This window comes from Moorella glycerini (assembly GCF_009735625.1).
Lineage (GTDB): Bacteria > Bacillota > DSM-521 > Neomoorellales > Neomoorellaceae > Neomoorella > Neomoorella glycerini.
Genome location: NZ_CP046244.1, coordinates 3,355,384 through 3,371,868 on the forward strand (window position 1 = coordinate 3,355,384; position 16,485 = coordinate 3,371,868).

15 protein-coding genes, 2 pseudogenes and 1 riboswitch are annotated in these 16,485 nt (G+C 53.3%); of the genes and pseudogenes, 2 read left to right on the forward strand and 15 right to left on the reverse strand.

Features of this window, described 5'->3' with window-relative positions:
- Positions 1-50 precede the first annotated feature (50 nt).
- Both MGLY_RS16710 and MGLY_RS16715 read right to left on the reverse strand, forming a co-directional pair.
- A pseudogene (locus MGLY_RS16710) lies at positions 51-1,297 on the reverse strand (IS110 family RNA-guided transposase).
- A gap of 711 nt (positions 1,298-2,008) precedes the next feature.
- On the reverse strand, positions 2,009-3,664 hold the full coding sequence (locus MGLY_RS16715; protein WP_156275801.1) for a transposase: 1,656 nt from the start codon (positions 3,662-3,664) through the stop codon (positions 2,009-2,011).
- A gap of 393 nt (positions 3,665-4,057) precedes the next feature.
- Here MGLY_RS16715 and MGLY_RS16720 point away from each other — a divergent pair, with 393 nt between their 5' ends.
- Both MGLY_RS16720 and MGLY_RS16725 read left to right on the forward strand, forming a co-directional pair.
- Positions 4,058-4,264 (forward strand): type II toxin-antitoxin system HicB family antitoxin, encoded by a 207-nt coding sequence (locus tag MGLY_RS16720; RefSeq protein ID WP_156275803.1) that lies wholly within the window; start codon positions 4,058-4,060, stop codon positions 4,262-4,264.
- Positions 4,264-4,485, forward strand: a complete 222-nt coding sequence (locus MGLY_RS16725) for a type II toxin-antitoxin system HicA family toxin (protein ID WP_156275805.1) — start codon at positions 4,264-4,266, stop codon at positions 4,483-4,485. The genes MGLY_RS16720 and MGLY_RS16725 overlap by 1 nt, the downstream gene beginning before the upstream one ends.
- A gap of 5 nt (positions 4,486-4,490) precedes the next feature.
- On the opposite strand, the gene MGLY_RS16730 is transcribed toward MGLY_RS16725, so the two are convergent.
- The 13 genes and pseudogenes from MGLY_RS16730 to MGLY_RS16785 form a co-directional block, all read right to left on the reverse strand.
- Complete coding sequence (locus MGLY_RS16730) at positions 4,491-4,880, reverse strand: type II toxin-antitoxin system VapC family toxin (RefSeq protein WP_156275807.1); 390 nt, start codon at positions 4,878-4,880, stop codon at positions 4,491-4,493.
- Between the two features lie 8 nt (positions 4,881-4,888).
- Positions 4,889-5,953 (reverse strand): ABC transporter ATP-binding protein, encoded by a 1,065-nt coding sequence (locus MGLY_RS16735; protein WP_156275809.1) that lies wholly within the window; start codon positions 5,951-5,953, stop codon positions 4,889-4,891.
- The gene (locus MGLY_RS16740; RefSeq protein WP_156275811.1) at positions 5,950-6,747 is read right to left on the reverse strand and encodes an ABC transporter permease; all 798 of its coding nucleotides are present in this window, start codon (positions 6,745-6,747) and stop codon (positions 5,950-5,952) included. The genes MGLY_RS16735 and MGLY_RS16740 overlap by 4 nt, the downstream gene beginning before the upstream one ends.
- Before the next feature lie 17 nt (positions 6,748-6,764).
- Positions 6,765-7,592 (reverse strand): molybdate ABC transporter substrate-binding protein, encoded by an 828-nt coding sequence (modA, locus tag MGLY_RS16745; protein WP_170291153.1) that lies wholly within the window; start codon positions 7,590-7,592, stop codon positions 6,765-6,767.
- 27 nt (positions 7,593-7,619) lie between these two features.
- Positions 7,620-8,348 (reverse strand): Rossmann-like domain-containing protein, encoded by a 729-nt coding sequence (locus MGLY_RS16750; RefSeq protein ID WP_156275815.1) that lies wholly within the window; start codon positions 8,346-8,348, stop codon positions 7,620-7,622.
- 93 nt (positions 8,349-8,441) lie between these two features.
- Positions 8,442-8,577, reverse strand: a riboswitch (molybdenum cofactor riboswitch).
- A gap of 94 nt (positions 8,578-8,671) precedes the next feature.
- Positions 8,672-9,343, reverse strand: coding sequence for a response regulator (locus MGLY_RS16755; RefSeq protein WP_156275817.1), 672 nt, complete (start codon positions 9,341-9,343; stop codon positions 8,672-8,674).
- 2 nt (positions 9,344-9,345) lie between these two features.
- Entirely contained in the window at positions 9,346-9,468 is a 123-nt protein-coding gene (locus tag MGLY_RS18935; protein WP_156275819.1) for an ATP-binding protein, read from the reverse strand.
- Positions 9,469-9,489: 21 nt separating this feature from the next.
- Positions 9,490-10,029, reverse strand: coding sequence for a sensor histidine kinase (locus MGLY_RS16765; RefSeq protein ID WP_156275821.1), 540 nt, complete (start codon positions 10,027-10,029; stop codon positions 9,490-9,492).
- Positions 10,030-10,097: 68 nt separating this feature from the next.
- Positions 10,098-10,805 (reverse strand): annotated as a pseudogene (ltrA, locus tag MGLY_RS16770) (group II intron reverse transcriptase/maturase); the annotation flags it as partial.
- Between the two features lie 637 nt (positions 10,806-11,442).
- Complete coding sequence (locus MGLY_RS16775) at positions 11,443-12,828, reverse strand: sigma-54 interaction domain-containing protein (RefSeq protein WP_340674049.1); 1,386 nt, start codon at positions 12,826-12,828, stop codon at positions 11,443-11,445.
- Positions 12,747-12,995 carry an ACT domain-containing protein gene (locus MGLY_RS18075; RefSeq protein ID WP_211661957.1) on the reverse strand — a complete coding sequence of 83 codons (249 nt, stop codon included), beginning with the start codon at positions 12,993-12,995 and terminating at the stop codon, positions 12,747-12,749. The genes MGLY_RS16775 and MGLY_RS18075 overlap by 82 nt, the downstream gene beginning before the upstream one ends.
- A 186-nt stretch (positions 12,996-13,181) precedes the next feature.
- The gene (locus MGLY_RS16780) at positions 13,182-15,083 is read right to left on the reverse strand and encodes an aldehyde ferredoxin oxidoreductase family protein (protein WP_156275823.1); all 1,902 of its coding nucleotides are present in this window, start codon (positions 15,081-15,083) and stop codon (positions 13,182-13,184) included.
- 83 nt (positions 15,084-15,166) lie between these two features.
- Positions 15,167-16,483, reverse strand: coding sequence for an NAD(P)/FAD-dependent oxidoreductase (locus MGLY_RS16785; RefSeq protein WP_156275825.1), 1,317 nt, complete (start codon positions 16,481-16,483; stop codon positions 15,167-15,169).
- Positions 16,484-16,485: the final 2 nt, after the last annotated feature.

Below are 16,485 nucleotides of genomic sequence, written 5' to 3' on the forward strand. Positions count from 1 at the left end.
AGCTTGCATCAGCGGGGTTAATCATTTTGGAAGATATAGCCTTACTTTTATTAAACGACCTGGGTGACTTCCCTTATCTCGAGACCCAGCTTCCGGGCCTCTGCAATAATTTTTTTGATCCGAAACCTTTCTTGCTTTTGTTTGGCTTTCTCAAATGAAGTCTCGTCGTAGTCTGTACCGTTTTTTAGTAAGTTGTAAATAATCACCAAAAGCTTTCTGGCTAAGGCAATGAGGGCTTTCTTGGCCCCGCGGTGTTGCTTGACCTTCCAGTACCAGGACGATAAATAGCTGTCGCGTACCCGGGTGATGCACCAAGCAACTTCGCAGAGGATCCGCTTTAGATAGGTGTTACCGTGGGTGGTGCGAGTGGACTTTTTTTTCCTGCACTTTCATTATTGCCGGGACTTAAGCCCGCCCAGGAACAGATATGTTCCGCGGTTTTAAAGCGGCTCATATCGATGCCGATTTCCGCCAGAATAGCGGCGGCAGCGGTTTTGTCAATCCCCGGGATGCCATCCAGTTGTTCCAGTTGTCTTTGGTATTGATTAAGTTTTTCCTCTAGCTTTTGTTCTACCTGGCGAAGATGCTCGTAGTGCTGATCCAGCCAGCCCAGCAAAAGCTTGAGGAACTCCCTTTGGTGAACATCCATTTTGCCATTGACAGCCTGCTTGATTTCATGGAGCTTGCACCTGGCACGACCCTTTACCAAAGTCTCTACTTCCCGGGCGGATATCTTCCCGTGACGGCAAAGGTGTTCCATAATCGCCCGGCCCGATACCCCGAAGATATCGGTGAGGAAGGTGGAGAGCTTGAAACCGCAGCTTTGTAAGTGCTTTTCGATGCGGTTCTTTTGCGACGCAATCTCTTCGATAATACTTTTGCGGTACCGGGTCAGATTACGGAGCTCCCGGATAGGTTTGGAGGGGATAAAACTTCCTTCCAACAGTCCGGCGCGCAAAAGGGTGGCTATCCATTCGGCGTCCTTCATGTCGGTCTTTTTCCCGGGAACGTTTTTCATGTGCCGGGCGTTGGCAACAATTAAAACCATACTGCCGTCAAAGGCTTCTTCCAGGACGTTATATACAGGCTGCCAATAAACCCCGGTGCTTTCCATGGCCACATGCCGGCAGTTCTCCGCTTCCAGCCAGGCTTTCAGTTCTTCCAGCCCGGCCAGAAGGGTGGAAAAGGTGCGGATGGTTTTTGTCGGTTCCTCGCCAACATTGCCTTTTAATAGGCAGGCGACGACAGTTTCTTTGTGGACATCGAGACCACAACAGATTTCCAGGATGTCTTGCATGAGCTTCCTCCTGTCTCATTGGATTTCAGGGATGATTGCCCGAGAAAGTAAGAAGTTTAGCACCCGTGCTGTTCCCAAGTCCTTAAGAACAAGGGGCGACAATTGGCTGTGCTCAAAGGCAATCAGGTTAGGTTAGAACACGAGGTTATACCATCAAAATATACTCAACCTTTGTCCCTGATAAGTCCAATGTAGCAGAAAATCTAGCCGTTGTAATCACTTCTTCCTATTTTCATGATTGGTTGTGCCCCACTGGGCATGGCCGGTTAGTAAGAAAAGTTAAATTGCACTTTAATCACATCCTCCCTATTTCCCCCGCTTTCACTCCACATCAACTCCGCTTTTGTGCTTATTTTCACAATTAAGTATAGCTTAATTCGCTTTTGCTGGTATACCGCCTCTCAGGCGCCCGGTACTTAATAAATCCAAAAAAGAAGATTGGCAGCAGATACTTGAAGAAACAGCAGGAATCTGGCCACATGTAGACTCAACTCTAGCAAGGCCTCTGCGCTAGCCATTGATTTAATCCTGCCAAAAACATCCGAGGCATAATTTATACATTTAAGATTCTGGTGCAAGAACCCCAAAATAACTAACTCACTCCAAGTACGTAATAGCTCTTTGACATCAAAAATGGCATTTTATAGGTGATATAGTCGCATTAGTGGCGAGCCTAAAACTGCAATCCGCCCCTTTTTCCTGGTTTTTCCATCAAATAGGGATACTAACCCCTTGCAAAGGCATTTTTGTTTTGACAGATATTTCCTTAACCTCTTTGGCTTTAATCTGAAACCAGCTTTTAAGCTGCTGGAAATTATGGGCGATACATTTCAGGCCCATTACCAGGGCACTCTTTACTTGACCACGTACGGCCAGCTTGGTGGCGCCGCGACCGCGTTTTATGGCCGAAACGGTTCCTTCGATGGCCGCCCGTTTGCTGGTGTTTTGCCGCCGGCATTCGCCACTGGCCAATTCTTTACGAGTCTCTGCTGCCAGCAGGGCGCTTTGATTAAATTGCAGCAAAGCTTTTTTCTTCTGGATCTTCACCGGGCACTGTTCCCGGCGAGGGCACTCCCGGCAAGTTTTCGGGTCAAACCAGGCCGTAATTTTTCCTTTGGGTTCGTCATAAAAGGTGTGGGTGGGGGTCTGCCCTTGCGGGCAGGCTAAGACCTTCTTATGGTTTTCTACGTTAAAGTCAGTCAGGGGTATTTTATCTGCCGCCGGCTGCCGTCCGGTTAGATTGGTATAGTGCATCTTCACCCCGAGCTCTTCTGCCTTACGGTGGGTGTCTTCGCCGAAAAAGCCGCCGTCGGTGTAGAGATCGGTTACTCCGGTGCGCTCTTTAATTTCGGGTAGCCTTTCGGCGGCCATCTCGACATCGGCTTTGTTGTTCTTCTCCAGGGCGTAGTCGGTGAGGAACTGGACGTCATTTTCTTCACTGCAGGTCTCGGTAAGGTTACAGGTGTAACCCACCTGCTCTTTGTGTCCTTTCTTGCGAAAGGTGGCGTCCGGGTCAGAGGCCGACTGTAAGGAGTCCGGGCCGATGTCTTTGTTTTCTTTGACTACCCGCCGCTTTTGTTCCGGGTCATAGGTGGTCTGCTCGGCAATGAAGCGCTGGACGAGTTTGAGCTCCGGTTTGCTGGCGAGCTCCGGTAAGGTAGCGGTCCAGGCCACCAGCTGCTCCTGCAGTTCCAGGAGCTTCTCCAGCCTGGCTCCTGCCTCCTGGCTGCGGGAGCGATAGAGGACCTCGGTTTTAAAGGCTGGCTCTAAAACCTTTTTGAGGGTCTCCGGCAACAGCTCCTGGGGGCAGGCGGCCACCCCTTGTTTTAAGACGTCGAAGGCCAGGGCCAACCTGCCGGCGCGTTTGATATTGGGCATGATGGCGGTGGAATCCATGCGCTGTTCGTTGGTCTTGATTTTGGTGATGGCGATGAAGTGGTCAAGGAGTCCTTGGAATTGCTGGCATATCAGGTCTTCTTCTTCAGGATGCTGAATGGTATACTCATAAAGCCGGCGGCGGAAGTCATAAAGGGTCCTTTCGCAAATATAGAGTTCGCCCAGGTTACGCTGGCCCAGGGCATAGGCTATCTGGTAGTTGAAGTAGTACTGCTCCAAAAGTTGCTCGTCGGTATAGTCGTAGAGGTGCTTGATAAACTCCAGGGAGAGGAGGATGTTCACCGGTTTGTTAGGGCTGCCGTTATCCCGGCAATATAGGGGCGCAAACTTCTTCTCGTCGATCCGGCAAAATACGTGCTCATAGTAGATGGGCACCCAGCTCTTCTTTAGTTGCGCCATTGTCCTGGGGTGCATTAAGGTGGTGGTATTGAACAGCTCGGTTTGTAAGTGTGATTTGTTCTCCCTGAACATGACCTATCCTCCTGGAACTAAACGTGGTTACTATTGCTTCGCGTATCTTGCTATATCTTTATGATTCGCCATGATGGCAAATATTCCTGCTACATTATGTCGATTTGTAGATATTTTGAGAGGTTTTTGCACCGGAATCATTTAAATATAATAAAATTTTCTTGTATAAAGATAGCCATGTAGAATATCGACGTTAAAATATTAGTAGGCTAGCAGATAGAACTTATCCAGTTTATGGATGCGGAGGGATGTAACTATGCTATTTGTAGATTGTAAAAAGTATATCCATGGTGTATTATAAGTATATAGAAGGAAACCTTATGGTTATAGATTTGTTTCCCAAAGATTTTACGAGAATCGAAAGCGAAAAAACAAAAAGGGAGCGACACTGAAATGAAATTCCCGGTAACTATTTATCCTGGTGAAGATGGCTGGCTTATAACTGAATGTCCCATTATTCCTGGATGTGTATCCCAAGGAAAAACAAAAGAAGAAGCCCTGGCAAACATCAAAGAAGCCATAGAACTCTGTCTCGAAGTCCGTAAAGAAGAAGGACTCCCACCCTTCCTGCCCCTGCACGAAATTGAGGTGGCCATTTAATGGCCCAATTACCTGTAATATCCGGCCTTGAGGCAGTGCAAGCCTTCCAGAGGGCCGGCTGGAGGATTTCCCGTCAGAAAGGTAGCCATATTATCCTTGTCAAGCAAGGCGAGATAGCCTCCCTTTCTATCCCCGATCATAAGACCCTTGATCGCGGTACCCTGCGCAGCTTAATTCGCAAAGCAGGAATGTCAGTAGAAGATTTTATAGAGTTCCTCTGACTTTTCTACACCTGCGATGACGATGCGGATGTGGGGGTAAGCACTTCTAGCCCGGGTACCCGTTTAAAATGTTCTACATTTAATGTAAACAGGGACAGGTTGCGCGCCAGGCAGATGCCGGCAATAAGGGTATCAGGCACCCCCATGACCTCTCCACCAGACCGCAATCTATTTTCGATCATAGCCGCCGCCAGAGCTGCCTGGCCATCAAAAGGCAAGATGGTAACCTGCTGAAAAAATTTAGCCAGCAGCCTTTCCCTTTTACTGTTGGCAGCAAGACCTACCTTAAGTTCAAAAACTGTTATAGCTGTTATGGTAAGCGTACCATCTCTTAAAGCATGTTCGACATAATCAACTTCCGGCTGGTGCCCTTTCCTGCGGCATCCCGGCAGCATTCAGGATTTTAAAGCGGGAAAACATTAATGGCAGCCGGCGGGATAGAACAGTAAACTATACTACCCGGTAATAAGAAGCAACCTTTATCTTCCCCGGCCACAACCAGGGCGACGAGCCTTTCACCGGCGTCGATTATTACCCTGGCCAGTAAACCCCGGGGATAAATCGCGAGCACCTTTCCCGGCAGGCAGTTTCCAGGCTGCGGCAAACTGCTCACCAGGACATGCTCCGGCCTGACGGAAAAACCCGCCCGGCCGGTTAAATCCGTCTCTACTTGCAGCAGCGTCTCTCCCAGGGTCACGTATTTCCGGCCGCCGCGCAGGATAATCTCGCTGTGATAAATATTCTCCGCCCCGACAAAGCGGGCTACAGCGGTCGTCCGCGGCCGGGTAAATATTTCCTCCGGGGAACCCACCTGGAGCAAACTGCCTCCCATGATGACGCCAATGCGGTCGCCCAGGTATAAGGCTTCTTCAAAATCGTGGGTTACATGAATAATCAGGGTGCCGGTAAGCCGGTGCAGGCGCTTCAGCTCCTGCTGGAGCGTCTCTTTTGTACAGGGATCCAGGGCAGATAAAGGTTCATCCAACAAAAGAACCTCAGGTTTCATTATGAGTGCCCTGGCCAGGGCAACCCGCTGTTGCTCGCCGCCGCTTAAGGTATAAGGAAAACGCCGGAGAAGACGATCGATGCCCAACAAAACCACAACGGCATCTAATTCTCTTTCCATCTGCCCGGGAGGCAGTTTTTTATTTTTAAGCCCAAAGACAATATTTTCCCTGACGTTTAAATGGGGAAATAAAGCATAATCCTGGTAAACAAAACCGAAGCACCTTTTTTCCGGCGGCCAAGCGGTAATATTATCTTCCCCCAGCCATATTTCACCGGCATCCGGCGCATACATGCCGGCAATAACCTCTAAGAGGACTGTTTTACCGGCACCCGTGGGCCCCAGAATAACGAAGTACTCTCCCGGGAAAAATTCCAGGGAGATGTCCCGGAGCTGAAACTCCCCTATCTTTTTAGTTATCCGGGATAGCCGCAGCGAGCGCGCGGGCAATCGTTCTTTCACAGGCCCGGCACCCGTTCGTAAAGCTTTACCCCTGCCCGTTCAAAAACGGCCAGGGAAATCACGGCGATCAGGATCAGGATGGCCGCCGAAGCCATCAGGGCTTCCATATCACCGGTAGCCATATTCAAATAGATAGAAATAGGCAGGGTTTCCGTTTTAAACCTGGTAGCGCCGGCCAGCATAAGCACCGCCCCAAATTCCCCCAAGGCCTTACCCCAGGTAAGAACCAGCCCTGCGAGGATATTATTTCGTATTAATGGTAAAGTAACCTTTAGAAAAGCCCGGGCCGGAGTACAGCCCAGGGTCCTCGCCACATATTCGAGGCGGATATCCACGGCCTCGATAGCAGCCTTCAGGACGGTAATCAAGGCAGGAAGATTGACGAAAAATTGGGCCAGGATGATCCCGGTCACGGTAAACACAAAACGTAAACCCATCCTGGCCAGGATTTCGCCAAAGGTCGTAGTGCCAAAAAGCAGGAGCAGGCAAACGCCGGAGACAATGGGCGGCAGGGTTAAAGGGATTCTGAGAAGATTGGCTGCTATACCCCGGCCCGGCAGATTGTAACGAGCCAGGGTATAGGCCACCGGCATAGCTACCAGCAGGCAGGCGGCTGTTGAAACAATGGAGGTCAAGAGGCTGAGCCTGATGGCGAAGACCAGTTCCGGCATCTTTAGCGATAGAGGTATAAAGGGCAAACCCCTTACCAGGACGGTACCTACGGCGGCTAAAATAAATAGCAGTACCAGGAAAGTTACCAGCACGTTAAAGGTTTTAAACAACCTTGAACCCAAGTTTTCGCGCCTCCCCACTAACGGGCCACCGGTTTGTATCCCCATTTTTGCCAGATCTGGTAGGCCGCCGACGAAGTGAAAAATTCGGCCAGTTGCTGGGCCAATTCTTTTTCCTTGGAACAGGTCAGTACTGCCACCGGAACTGTTTTGACATATTCCTTTAGTTCGGGCACTGGTACCAGCTCAAGCTTGTCTTTTGCCCCCTGGCAATTTTCTTCCCAGATCACGGCAGCGTCGGCCTGCTTGGTGCTTAGATACACCACCAGCTCGTTTGCCGTCGGCGTCCTGACTACCACATTTTTATTGACGTTTTCCAGAAGGCCGTGCTTTTGCAGAAGCTGGTCGGCCAGCTTGCCGATAGGATTGGCCTGGGGGTCCCCCAGGGCTACTTTCACTCCCGGACGAGCCAGGTCGGCTAACTTGCGGATGCCGGCAGGATTCCCCTTGGGAACAGCCAGTACCGGTAGGTGATAAACGACATTCTTTTCCCATGCTACCAGGTTTTTTTCTTTAACAGGCTTTAATTCCGCTATATCCCCCGGCAGGTAGACGTCTCCCTGCCCGGTTAACAGGATCTGGTTGTTAAGCTGCGCTGCGCCGCCAAAGGTATAGGTAAGCTTTAACCCGCTTTGAGCTTGAAAAGCGGCACCGATTTCCTCGACCGGGTTTTTCAGGCCGGCGCCGCTATAAACTAAAAGGGAGCGCCCGGCCGCGTTGTCCGCCTTATCATTCGTTCCTGCCTGGCCCTTCGGACTCTCATCTTTACTGCTACCGCAGCCGACCAGCACCAGCAACCCAAACAAAAGTAGACCCAGTAATAGCGTGACAGATTTTGAAACCCTCACTGTTATTCCCTCCCATAATTCCAATTATCAATGCCCAAAAGAGCAATACTGCTCGTAACCGGCCAGGCAGGCTATGCCGCTGATGGTTACCCCGTAAAAGACAATCGGTTTCCGGCCCATTATCGCCGCCAGGGTATCGTTTACCGCGGTTGTACCGGTCGCCAAGACCAGTTCGCTCCATTCAATAATTTCTTCTGTATGCCGGGCGTCTTCTATCATAACTCCGCCTTTACGTTGCCCGACGTTATCCGGGTCCAGGTCGGTTACCCGGATCGGGAAATGACCGGCCAGGCTGGCCACCATGGCCGGCTGCAGGCCGATAAAGGCAATCCGGGGGTTGCCGAAACGTTCCCGGACGTATTCTACCAGGCGGGAGGCACATTGGGCCGGTTCTTGGTCGCGGCAGTGGACGGTCTTGTCTACCAGTTTGAGATGCCGCATCACGGCATTCAAAGTGGCGATAAATACGGCTCGCTCATAGTTATTACGTAACGGCAGGGCCAGAACTTCCTTCAGGGTGCCCTGGTAATTCCCCGGCATATCGGTATACGCCTGCCCACAAGCGTCTTTAAAGTTGGCCTGGATCATAAATTCTTTACCCTTTAAAAGAGGAAAGTCCTGGCGTTCCGGCCGGCCGATGGCTTCCTCGGGGGTCAGGGGCCGGGCGCTGATCACCTGTATTTCTTCCTCCCCGGTCAGGTGCCTGTCTTTTACCAGCCCGTAAAATTTTTCTCTGATGCCTTCTAAGAATTGCATCTGAAGCCATCCCCTTTCCTGGCTAATTAGCAACAAATTAAAAACCCCGTCTCCACGGCGGAGCGGGGTTTAACTGAAAAAGCCATAGCTCTCTCTTATAGCTAACCCCCTCCTTTTCAATACCTGGAAGGCATACCCGTTTCCCGGTACACCCCGTGGACCAGCGGTCCAGGCCAGCCTGCCATAGGTTGCTCCTTTAGGCCAGGAAGGCTCGGAGGATATTTTATGTTATGTCCATCTTTCTAATTTGTCTATTCTCCGCCAAGCGGCAAATTCCTGCCGCGGCCGTTAAAATATCGTGCCAGGAGGCGAAGTATTTTTTACTATATATCAGTGTCTAAAATTCCTATTTTAATAGCGTGCTTAACCAGTTCGGCATAATTATGGGCGCCTAGCTTACGCATTATATTAGCCCGGTGTTTTTCGACCGTCTTCTTGCTGATGGTTAATAACCTGGCGATATCGCGGTTACTTACTCCTTCTACTACCAGCCTAAATATCTCCTGCTCACGGTGGGTCAAACGTTCATAAGAAGGCTCTGCCCGTTGGTTCCTGCACTGCTTTAAGTACTCCGAAATAAGTGTGCTTGATATATCGCTGCTAAGGAAATATTTCCCCCGCGTTACACTCCTAATTGCCTCTACGATTTCTCTCCCGGGAGAATTCTTGTGTACATAACCGAGGGCGCCGGCGTCCAGGGCCCTAAAAACAAATTTTTCATTGCTGTACATGGATAAAATCACAACCTGGGTTTGCCAGCCGTCATTTTCCCTGGCAACTTTTAGTTGGTAGGCAACCTCCAAGCCGTTGAAATCGGGAAGGGAAATGTCAAGCACCATAACTTGTGGCTTTAAACGTTTGGCGATTTCCAGGGCCTCGCCTGCTTGGCCAGCTTCCCCAATTACCTCCATATCAGACTGGGCATTAATTATTCCCAGCAGGCCGTCGCGGACTAAAGGGTGGTCATCAACAATGATAACATTAATTTTGTCCATGATTAATCATTCCTGCGCTCAAATGGTATTTCCACTCTCACGGTTGTTCCCCTGCCGGGCTTTGAGTGTATATACAAAGTGCCACCTAGTTCTGCGACCCTCCGCCGCATACATTTAAGGCCCAATCCCTGGTAGTTGCTGCCTTCCTAAGGTTCAAACCCTTGTCCGTCATCAGCAATCACTGCAATCAATTTGGGATAAACATAACTCAGCTTTAAAGATACCCGGCTTGGTTGAGCATGTTTGGAGATATTATTTAATGCCTCCTGGAACACCCGAAAAAGAGCTACTTCAATATTGGGAGGCAATCGTTCCGGCCCGACGCCGTATATTTCTAAATCGACTTTTAAACCACTGGCAATTGAAAACTGCTCGCTCATCCACTCTAAAGTATTCTTAAGTCCCAAGGATTCCAGCATCGAAGGCATCAAGTCAAAGGAAATACGCCTTACTTCTTCGCCTATCCTCTCAATTCCGCCAATGATTTCTTTGATATTTAATTTTATTTGGGGCAGGTTTATTTTTTCTTTATGGGACAACGCGGCTAGTACCGATTCTAATTGCAATTTCTGAGCTACGATATCCTGACCAAGCCCGTCATGTAAGTCCCTGGCAAGCCGCTCCCGCTCTTTTTCCTGCATGCTTATCAACTGGCCGGAAAGCCAATTCAATTCCTTTTCCGCCAAAATACGTTCGGTAATATCAAAATAAAGTTCTACCCTCCCTTCACGGAAAGGTCCAGCGCCGATCTGGCCAGGACCCTTTCTCCTGCCCGTTTGCTTTTGACGTAGATGTTGCAGTCATCGGCGTAACGGACGAACTTGTGGCCCCTCTTTTCCAGTTCTTTGTCCAGGTCGTCCAGGAGTATGTTGGCCAATAACGGGCTTAAGGGTCCGCCCTGGGGCGTTCCTTCTGCCGTCTCCATGACCACTCCGTTTACCATGACGCCTGCCTGGAGATAGCGGCGGATAAGGGTAAGTACCCTCTTATCTGCCACTTTCCGGGCCACCCGGGCCATGAGGATGTCGTGGTTTACCCGGTCGAAGTATTTCTCGATGTCCAGGTCCACGGCCCATTCGTATCCTTCTTCTACGTATTGCCGCGCCTTCTTTACCGCATCATGGGCTTTCCTTCCGGGACGGAACCCGTAGCTGGCCTCTGAGAACTGCGGTTCGAAGATGGGCGTCAATACTTGCAGGAGGGCCTGCTGGATTAGGCGGTCCATTACGGTGGGTATCCCTAACATCCGTTTGCCTCCCCCGGGTTTCGGGATTTCGACCCGGCGCACGGGCTTCGGTCTGTAGGTTCCCGCGAGCAGTTCTTCCCGGATGCGCGGCCACTCGGCGCGTATTTGGTCCCGCAACCGTTCGGTCGGGATGCCGTCCACACCGGGCGCGCCTCCGTTCCGCTCTACCCGTTTCAGCGCGGCCAGCATGTTCTCCCTGGCCACCACCTGCTCCATCAGGCCGCTACCTTGGCCTCCGCGAGGTGACGTCCCGCTTTGTGCCGGAGAAGAACTCGGCCCTCCCGCGCTCCCCCGTGGCTTCACCACTTCTTCCCGCGGGCAGGCCCCTTGCGGGGTTTTCTGCTGTCTCTGTCCTTCTCGCGAACGCACCGGTTTCACCTCTGACTTGATGTTCGGGCCTTCCCCTGGAGTTCATGACCCCCAGGGTACTATGCCCTCTGCTGACTCCTGCCGGTTCAGCCGTACCTTCCGATACGGTTTACCAGCTCTCCCTGGCTTATCCGGCAGGCCTCCCCGGGTAAGAGCGTTAACCTTCGCCCCGCGCCCGCCCCATATACTCTACCGTCCCTTGGCAGCCTGGGATTTCGCTGTGTTCCGCCAGCTTATCCGAACGGTCTAGCCTCGTATGGGGTTCTTGTTCATCGGGCCGTGGCTTTGCCTCCGGCTTCCTTCGGATCCCACCTCGCGATGGACACCCTTGCCTTTGGCTAGCAGACTGGTGCTGCCTCGCCTGCAGTGGACTTTCACCACTAAGTTAACGCCCATGCCGGGCGCACAGAAAATGCCATCCCCTTTTAAGGATGGCATTTTTTAAAGGTCCCGCCTGGTGGAAACTATTGTTACCACCTGGAAACTATGCCGGCCACTTTAAGCCTAACTTTTTGATCTTGCCCAGGAGGGCCGTATGGGAAAGTCCCAGGGCGCGGGCGGCTTTACGGGCCGAACCATGGCGTTTCAAGGCCTCCTGAACGGCGTTCGCCTCGACGGCCCGGACGATCGCCGCCAGGGTCTTTAGCTCCGGTTGCGGGTTCCTGCTGAGTAACGGCCCTTCCCAATTATAAAGCCAGATATGCTCCGGCAGGATTTGGGGGCCGTTGACCAGGTTGACAGCCCGTTCCAGGACGTTGACCAGCTCCCGGATGTTGCCCGGCCAGGAGTAAGCAGTTAGTTTATTCAGGGCAGCCGGGGTTAATTCCGGGACTGCTCGGTTGAGATGCCGGGCCAGCTTATCCAGGAAATGTCGGGCCAGCAGGGGGATGTCTTCCCGCCTCTCCCGTAAAGGCGGCAGGAAGATAGGGACCACATTAAGACGGTAATAAAGATCTTCTCGGAATAGGCCCTGCCGGACCATGGTTTCCAGGTCGCGATGGGTGGCGACGATCACCCGCACATTGACGGGCTCTTCGCTATTAGAGCCCACCCGGCGGATCTTGCCTTCCTGGAGGACCCGCAGCAGCTTGGCCTGGATGGCCGGGGAGGCCTCGGCGATTTCATCAAGGAAGATAGTTCCCCCTTCAGCGGCGGCAAAGAGGCCGGCCTTACCCCCCTTACGCGCTCCGGTGAAGGCGCCGCCGACATAACCAAAGAGTTCGCTCTCCAGCAGTTCTTCCGGCAGGGCGGCGCAGTTGACGGGTATGAAGGCTTTCTGCCGCCGGGGGCTCTCCGTATGCAAGGCCCGGGCGAAAAGCTCCTTCCCGGTACCGCTTTCACCCCGGAGAAGAACGGTGGAGTCTCCCAGGGCGACCATGCGTCCCATGGCGACGACGCGGTTGAAAGCCGGGGTGTTGCCGATGAGATCGCTGAAGGTGATGGCCTCTGGTTGGGCCAGGGTATAAACCATCTGCCTTAATTCGGCAATATCTTTCATGGTGGCCACGACGCCGACCACCGTACCGGCAGGGTCCCGCAGGCAACGGCCGCTGGTCAGGTGGCAAATCCTGCCCCGGGGGCCGGTGATATCCAGTTTGATATTGTTGTAAGGCCGACCGTCAGCCAGGCAGCGCAGGATGGGCAAATCCGACCCCAGGAAAGAAGCAATGGGCTGTTCCAGGGCCTCGGCGCGGGTAACCCGCAACATTCTCTCGCCTATGGGGTTGAGGGAGGTAATGCGCCCGTCGGCATCGATGGCGACAATGCCGTCACTTACAGAATCCAGGATTATTTGCAGGCGTTGCTCCCTTGCTTCATGGGGCAGGAGCCGGATGGTCTCGAGGTGGCGGACCCCCTGAATGGCCGCCAGCTCGACCTAGAGTTCTTCCCTGGAGAGGCCGGACCGGCCTCTATTTCCAGGTACATATTGTCCGGGATGACTTCTAGGGAAAGGATATTCAGGCCATGGCGGGATACTACCCGGGCCACATCGGCAATCATACCTACCCGGTCGGCAAACTGGAGGCGCAGGCGCATGGGGTCACCTTCTTTACCAGGTTCGGGATCGAATATCTAACTGGCAGAAGTCTTCTCCGCCTTCCCTAGCCGGACTCCTGAAGACAGAGGTATATGATCAGGGTTCCAGGTGCATAAGCCGGCAAATCAGGCGCTCAACCTTGAACAGAGCACATTTTATTGGTTGCCGGCGAAGACGTTGGCCCTTCAGAAGGGATCTGCTGCAGGCAAATCTTTAACCAATTCTTCCAGACCAAGTTCCTTCAGCCTGGCGGCAGTAGGAATACCATCCCCGGTCCAGCCGCCCAGGGCGTAGTATTCATCCAGCATGATGTCCAGGTTGATGGTCAGACCCCGGCGGGAGAGTTGGGCCTTACCCGGCGGTATTTTTTCGATCTCCTCCGGGTTGACGTAGACGTCCAGGGGTTCCTGCAAAGAACGCGGCGGCAGGTAATCGTCTTTGCGGTTGAAACCGTGGCGGACGTTATACATCCGTTCCAGGTTGACGATGCGCTGGCCGATGCGCATGATCTCTTCGTCGCTGATTGGGATACCTAAAGCCCGCAGTCCTTCAGCCAGGTCGGCCGGGAGAATGGCGTAGGTTTCGGTGAAGGCGAACTTGCAAACGCCGGCGGCGTCGGCCAGGGCGTTGCAGGCTTCCGTGAAACGCACCATATGGGCTTTGAATTTCTCCGATGTAACCTCCATGAGTTCCGGGCCGCACTCCGGCAATACTTTAGCGGCCACGTCGGTCATCCCGGCCACGTCGATGGTCGGCAGGGCGTAGAGATGGTCGGCGCCGCGGTTGCTGGTGGCGTGTCCCAGGCCGAAGGCTTTCAGCACCCGGCCTTCCTGCCGCGGCAGTTCCACCCCTTTGACCTCCATGGCGAAAAATTCGCTGCCGCGGCCCAGGCGGGCGCTGGCTGCCTTGACACCGTCGGCCAGCAGGTCACCTGTGCCCCGGCGGTAGGCGATGTCTTTGATCAGGCCGATAATGGTTTCCGGATCGCCCCACGCCAGGCTGTACCTGGGGTCGTCCAGCAGGCCCCTTTCGTGGGCTTCCATGGCGAAGGCGATGACCAGGCCGGTGGAAATAGTGTCCAGGCCTAGTTCGTTACAGAGCTTGTTGGCGTAAATGACCAGCTCGATACTGCCATTCCAGAGATTGGAACCCAGGGCGTTAGTGGTTTCATACTCCGGTCCCTCGTTCAGCGGTGTCTTAAAGGGGCCGTCCGGTACTTCGGTAATCCGGGAGCAGCGGATAGGGCAAGCGTAGCAGCCCTGGGTTTTTACCGTGTAACGGGCCACCGCCGCCGCGTTAATTTCTTTGCCCAGGGGGAATTGCCCCCAACGGTGGTTCTTGCTGGGCATGTCGCCGCTCATATTCTTGGAATCAATCAGGCAGACGGTGCCCCACTGGCTGTACATCTGGCTCTCCGGGTGGTTGCGGACGGCCGCCGTTACCCGGCGGACCACCTCTTTGAACTCCGGCGGGGTTTCTACCCGGTGGCTGCCTTTGACTACCAGGGCCTTGAGGTTTTTCGAGCCCATGACGGCCCCCATGCCGGTGCGGGCCGCAGCCCGGGCGTAGTCGTTGATAACGCCGGCGATACGCACCAGGTTTTCGCCTGCCGGGCCGATGGCGGCCACCCGGCTGCCGGGGTACCGTTCCCGCAGGGTCTTTTCCGTTACTTCTGTAGTCTGACCCCAGAGGTCGCCGGCGGGGAGCAGCTCCAGGTGGTCGTCCTCAATATGCAGGATCACCGGGCGGGCGGCGCGGCCGCGAAAGACGATGAGGTCGTAGCCGGCTTTACGCAGCTCGGGGCCGAAGAAGCCGGAGCTGTTGGCGTAACCGTAGGCGCCGGTGGCCGGCGACTTGGCCGTTACCGTATAGCGGGCCGCCGAGGGCCAAGAGGTGCCCGTCAGGGGGCCGGTGGAAAAGATGAGCAGGTTCTCCGGGTCAAAGGGTTGGACTGCCGGGCCGACATGGTCGTAAAGCACTTTGGCCGCCAGGCCGCGGCTGCCCAGGAATTTTAGCAAATCCTCCTCCGGCGTCGGTTGAAGCTCGATTTTGCCGGTTGTTAGATCTATCCAGGCTGTTTTAGCCATGGGAATCACCTCTTTGATCTTTTTATAATAACGGCATACATAACGATAAAAAGCGTATTATAAATCATTACGTGGCGTTGCTCTTACCATGAAAAAAAGCCCTTTGCCATTTTCATCCTTCTAGGTGGCGCCGCCGGGGAGGTAGGGGCGTCTTGTAATAAATCCGCCCCTACTTTAGCCCGGTAAGTGCTGAAATTGTAGACCTTCCTGCCCGCTTCCCGCCGCAAAAAACCGGCGGGTTTTTCTTCGGCCACCAGCCATCGATAGTAGCCTATATTCCTAACGTCGCCAATGACGACCGCGCCGACCAATTGTTCCCCGCGGAATATAAACTTAAGATAGCTTTCTTCCCTATCGATTACCGTAATTTCTTCGTCCCCCTCCCGGGGGCGGGTCCAGCCTACTGATGCGGCCTGAAGGCCGAAAAAGGAAGCCGCGTTTACCCGGACACCTATATGGGCCAATTCTTGCGCGCCCGCCATATTAGCGCCTGCTGCGGCGCCCTGGAAAACGGCATTAGGCCACATGGCGTTAACTGCTCTTTGTTGCTTAAGGGGGTCGTAAGTCTCGCAAACATCACCGGCAGCGTACACCACTTCACTATTGGTCCGCTGGTAACCATCTACTACTATGCCCTTATTTACATGCAAACCCATTAACTTGGCCAGGTCGGTGTTTGGCATTACACCTTTGGCAATAATAGCCAGCCTGGAGGAAATATCTTCGCCGTTTTCCAAATGAATGCCTTCCAAGCGCTCCCGGCCCGTAAAGGCGCTAACATCGTAGCCAAAGGTTATCTTAATACCGGCCCGCTCCATTCTTTTTTGGATAATGGCCGCCGCCTTTTCGTCCAGCATTTGTGAAAGTATTTGCCTCGACTTCACCACTAAAAGGACCTGGCCCCCACGGCGGGCCATGGCCTCGGCCGATTTTAGGCTGACCAACCCTCCTCCCAACACCACCACAGGAGCGCCTGGAGCTTCATCCAGTATTTTTATTACCTTTAAAGCATCTGCCATGGTCCGCATTCCAGTGACGCCCTTCAGGGAGCTGCCGGCCACCCGGGGAAGCTGGGGAGAAGCCCCGGTAGCCAGGAGCAAACGGTCAAAAACCAGGGCTTCTCCATTTTCTAAATAAACCGTGCGGCCCTCAAGGTCAGCCCCTACCGCCCTTCGACCAAGGAGCGCCTTGATGCCGAGCCTTTGATAAAAGTCCGGCGGCCGCATGAGGATATCTTCCCATCGCGCCGTGCCGGCCACTATATTGGTAATAAATATCCTGGAATAAGCCGGGTAGGTTTCATCCGCTATAAGCGTTATTTCTCCCCTTTGATCTGTCCTTCTAATGGCTTCGGCCGCTGTTACCCCGGCCGCACTGTTGCCGATAATTAGATAACGCATTT

Bases quoted from the DNA above. Each gene is read 5' to 3' on its own strand.
- MGLY_RS18075 (WP_211661957.1), bottom strand. From the start codon at position 12,995: ATGCGCCTGCGCCTCCAGTTTGCCGACCGGGTAGGTATGATTGCCGAT.
- MGLY_RS16780 (WP_156275823.1), bottom strand. From the start codon at position 15,083: ATGGCTAAAACAGCCTGGATAGATCTAACAACCGGCAAAATCGAGCTT.
- MGLY_RS16715 (WP_156275801.1), bottom strand. From the start codon at position 3,664: ATGTTCAGGGAGAACAAATCACACTTACAAACCGAGCTGTTCAATACC.
- MGLY_RS16755 (WP_156275817.1), bottom strand. From the start codon at position 9,343: ATGGACAAAATTAATGTTATCATTGTTGATGACCACCCTTTAGTCCGC.
- MGLY_RS16725 (WP_156275805.1), top strand. From the start codon at position 4,264: ATGGCCCAATTACCTGTAATATCCGGCCTTGAGGCAGTGCAAGCCTTC.
- MGLY_RS16730 (WP_156275807.1), bottom strand. From the start codon at position 4,880: ATGCTGCCGGGATGCCGCAGGAAAGGGCACCAGCCGGAAGTTGATTAT.
- MGLY_RS16785 (WP_156275825.1), bottom strand. From the start codon at position 16,483: ATGCGTTATCTAATTATCGGCAACAGTGCGGCCGGGGTAACAGCGGCC.
- MGLY_RS16750 (WP_156275815.1), bottom strand. From the start codon at position 8,348: ATGCAATTCTTAGAAGGCATCAGAGAAAAATTTTACGGGCTGGTAAAA.
- MGLY_RS16720 (WP_156275803.1), top strand. From the start codon at position 4,058: ATGAAATTCCCGGTAACTATTTATCCTGGTGAAGATGGCTGGCTTATA.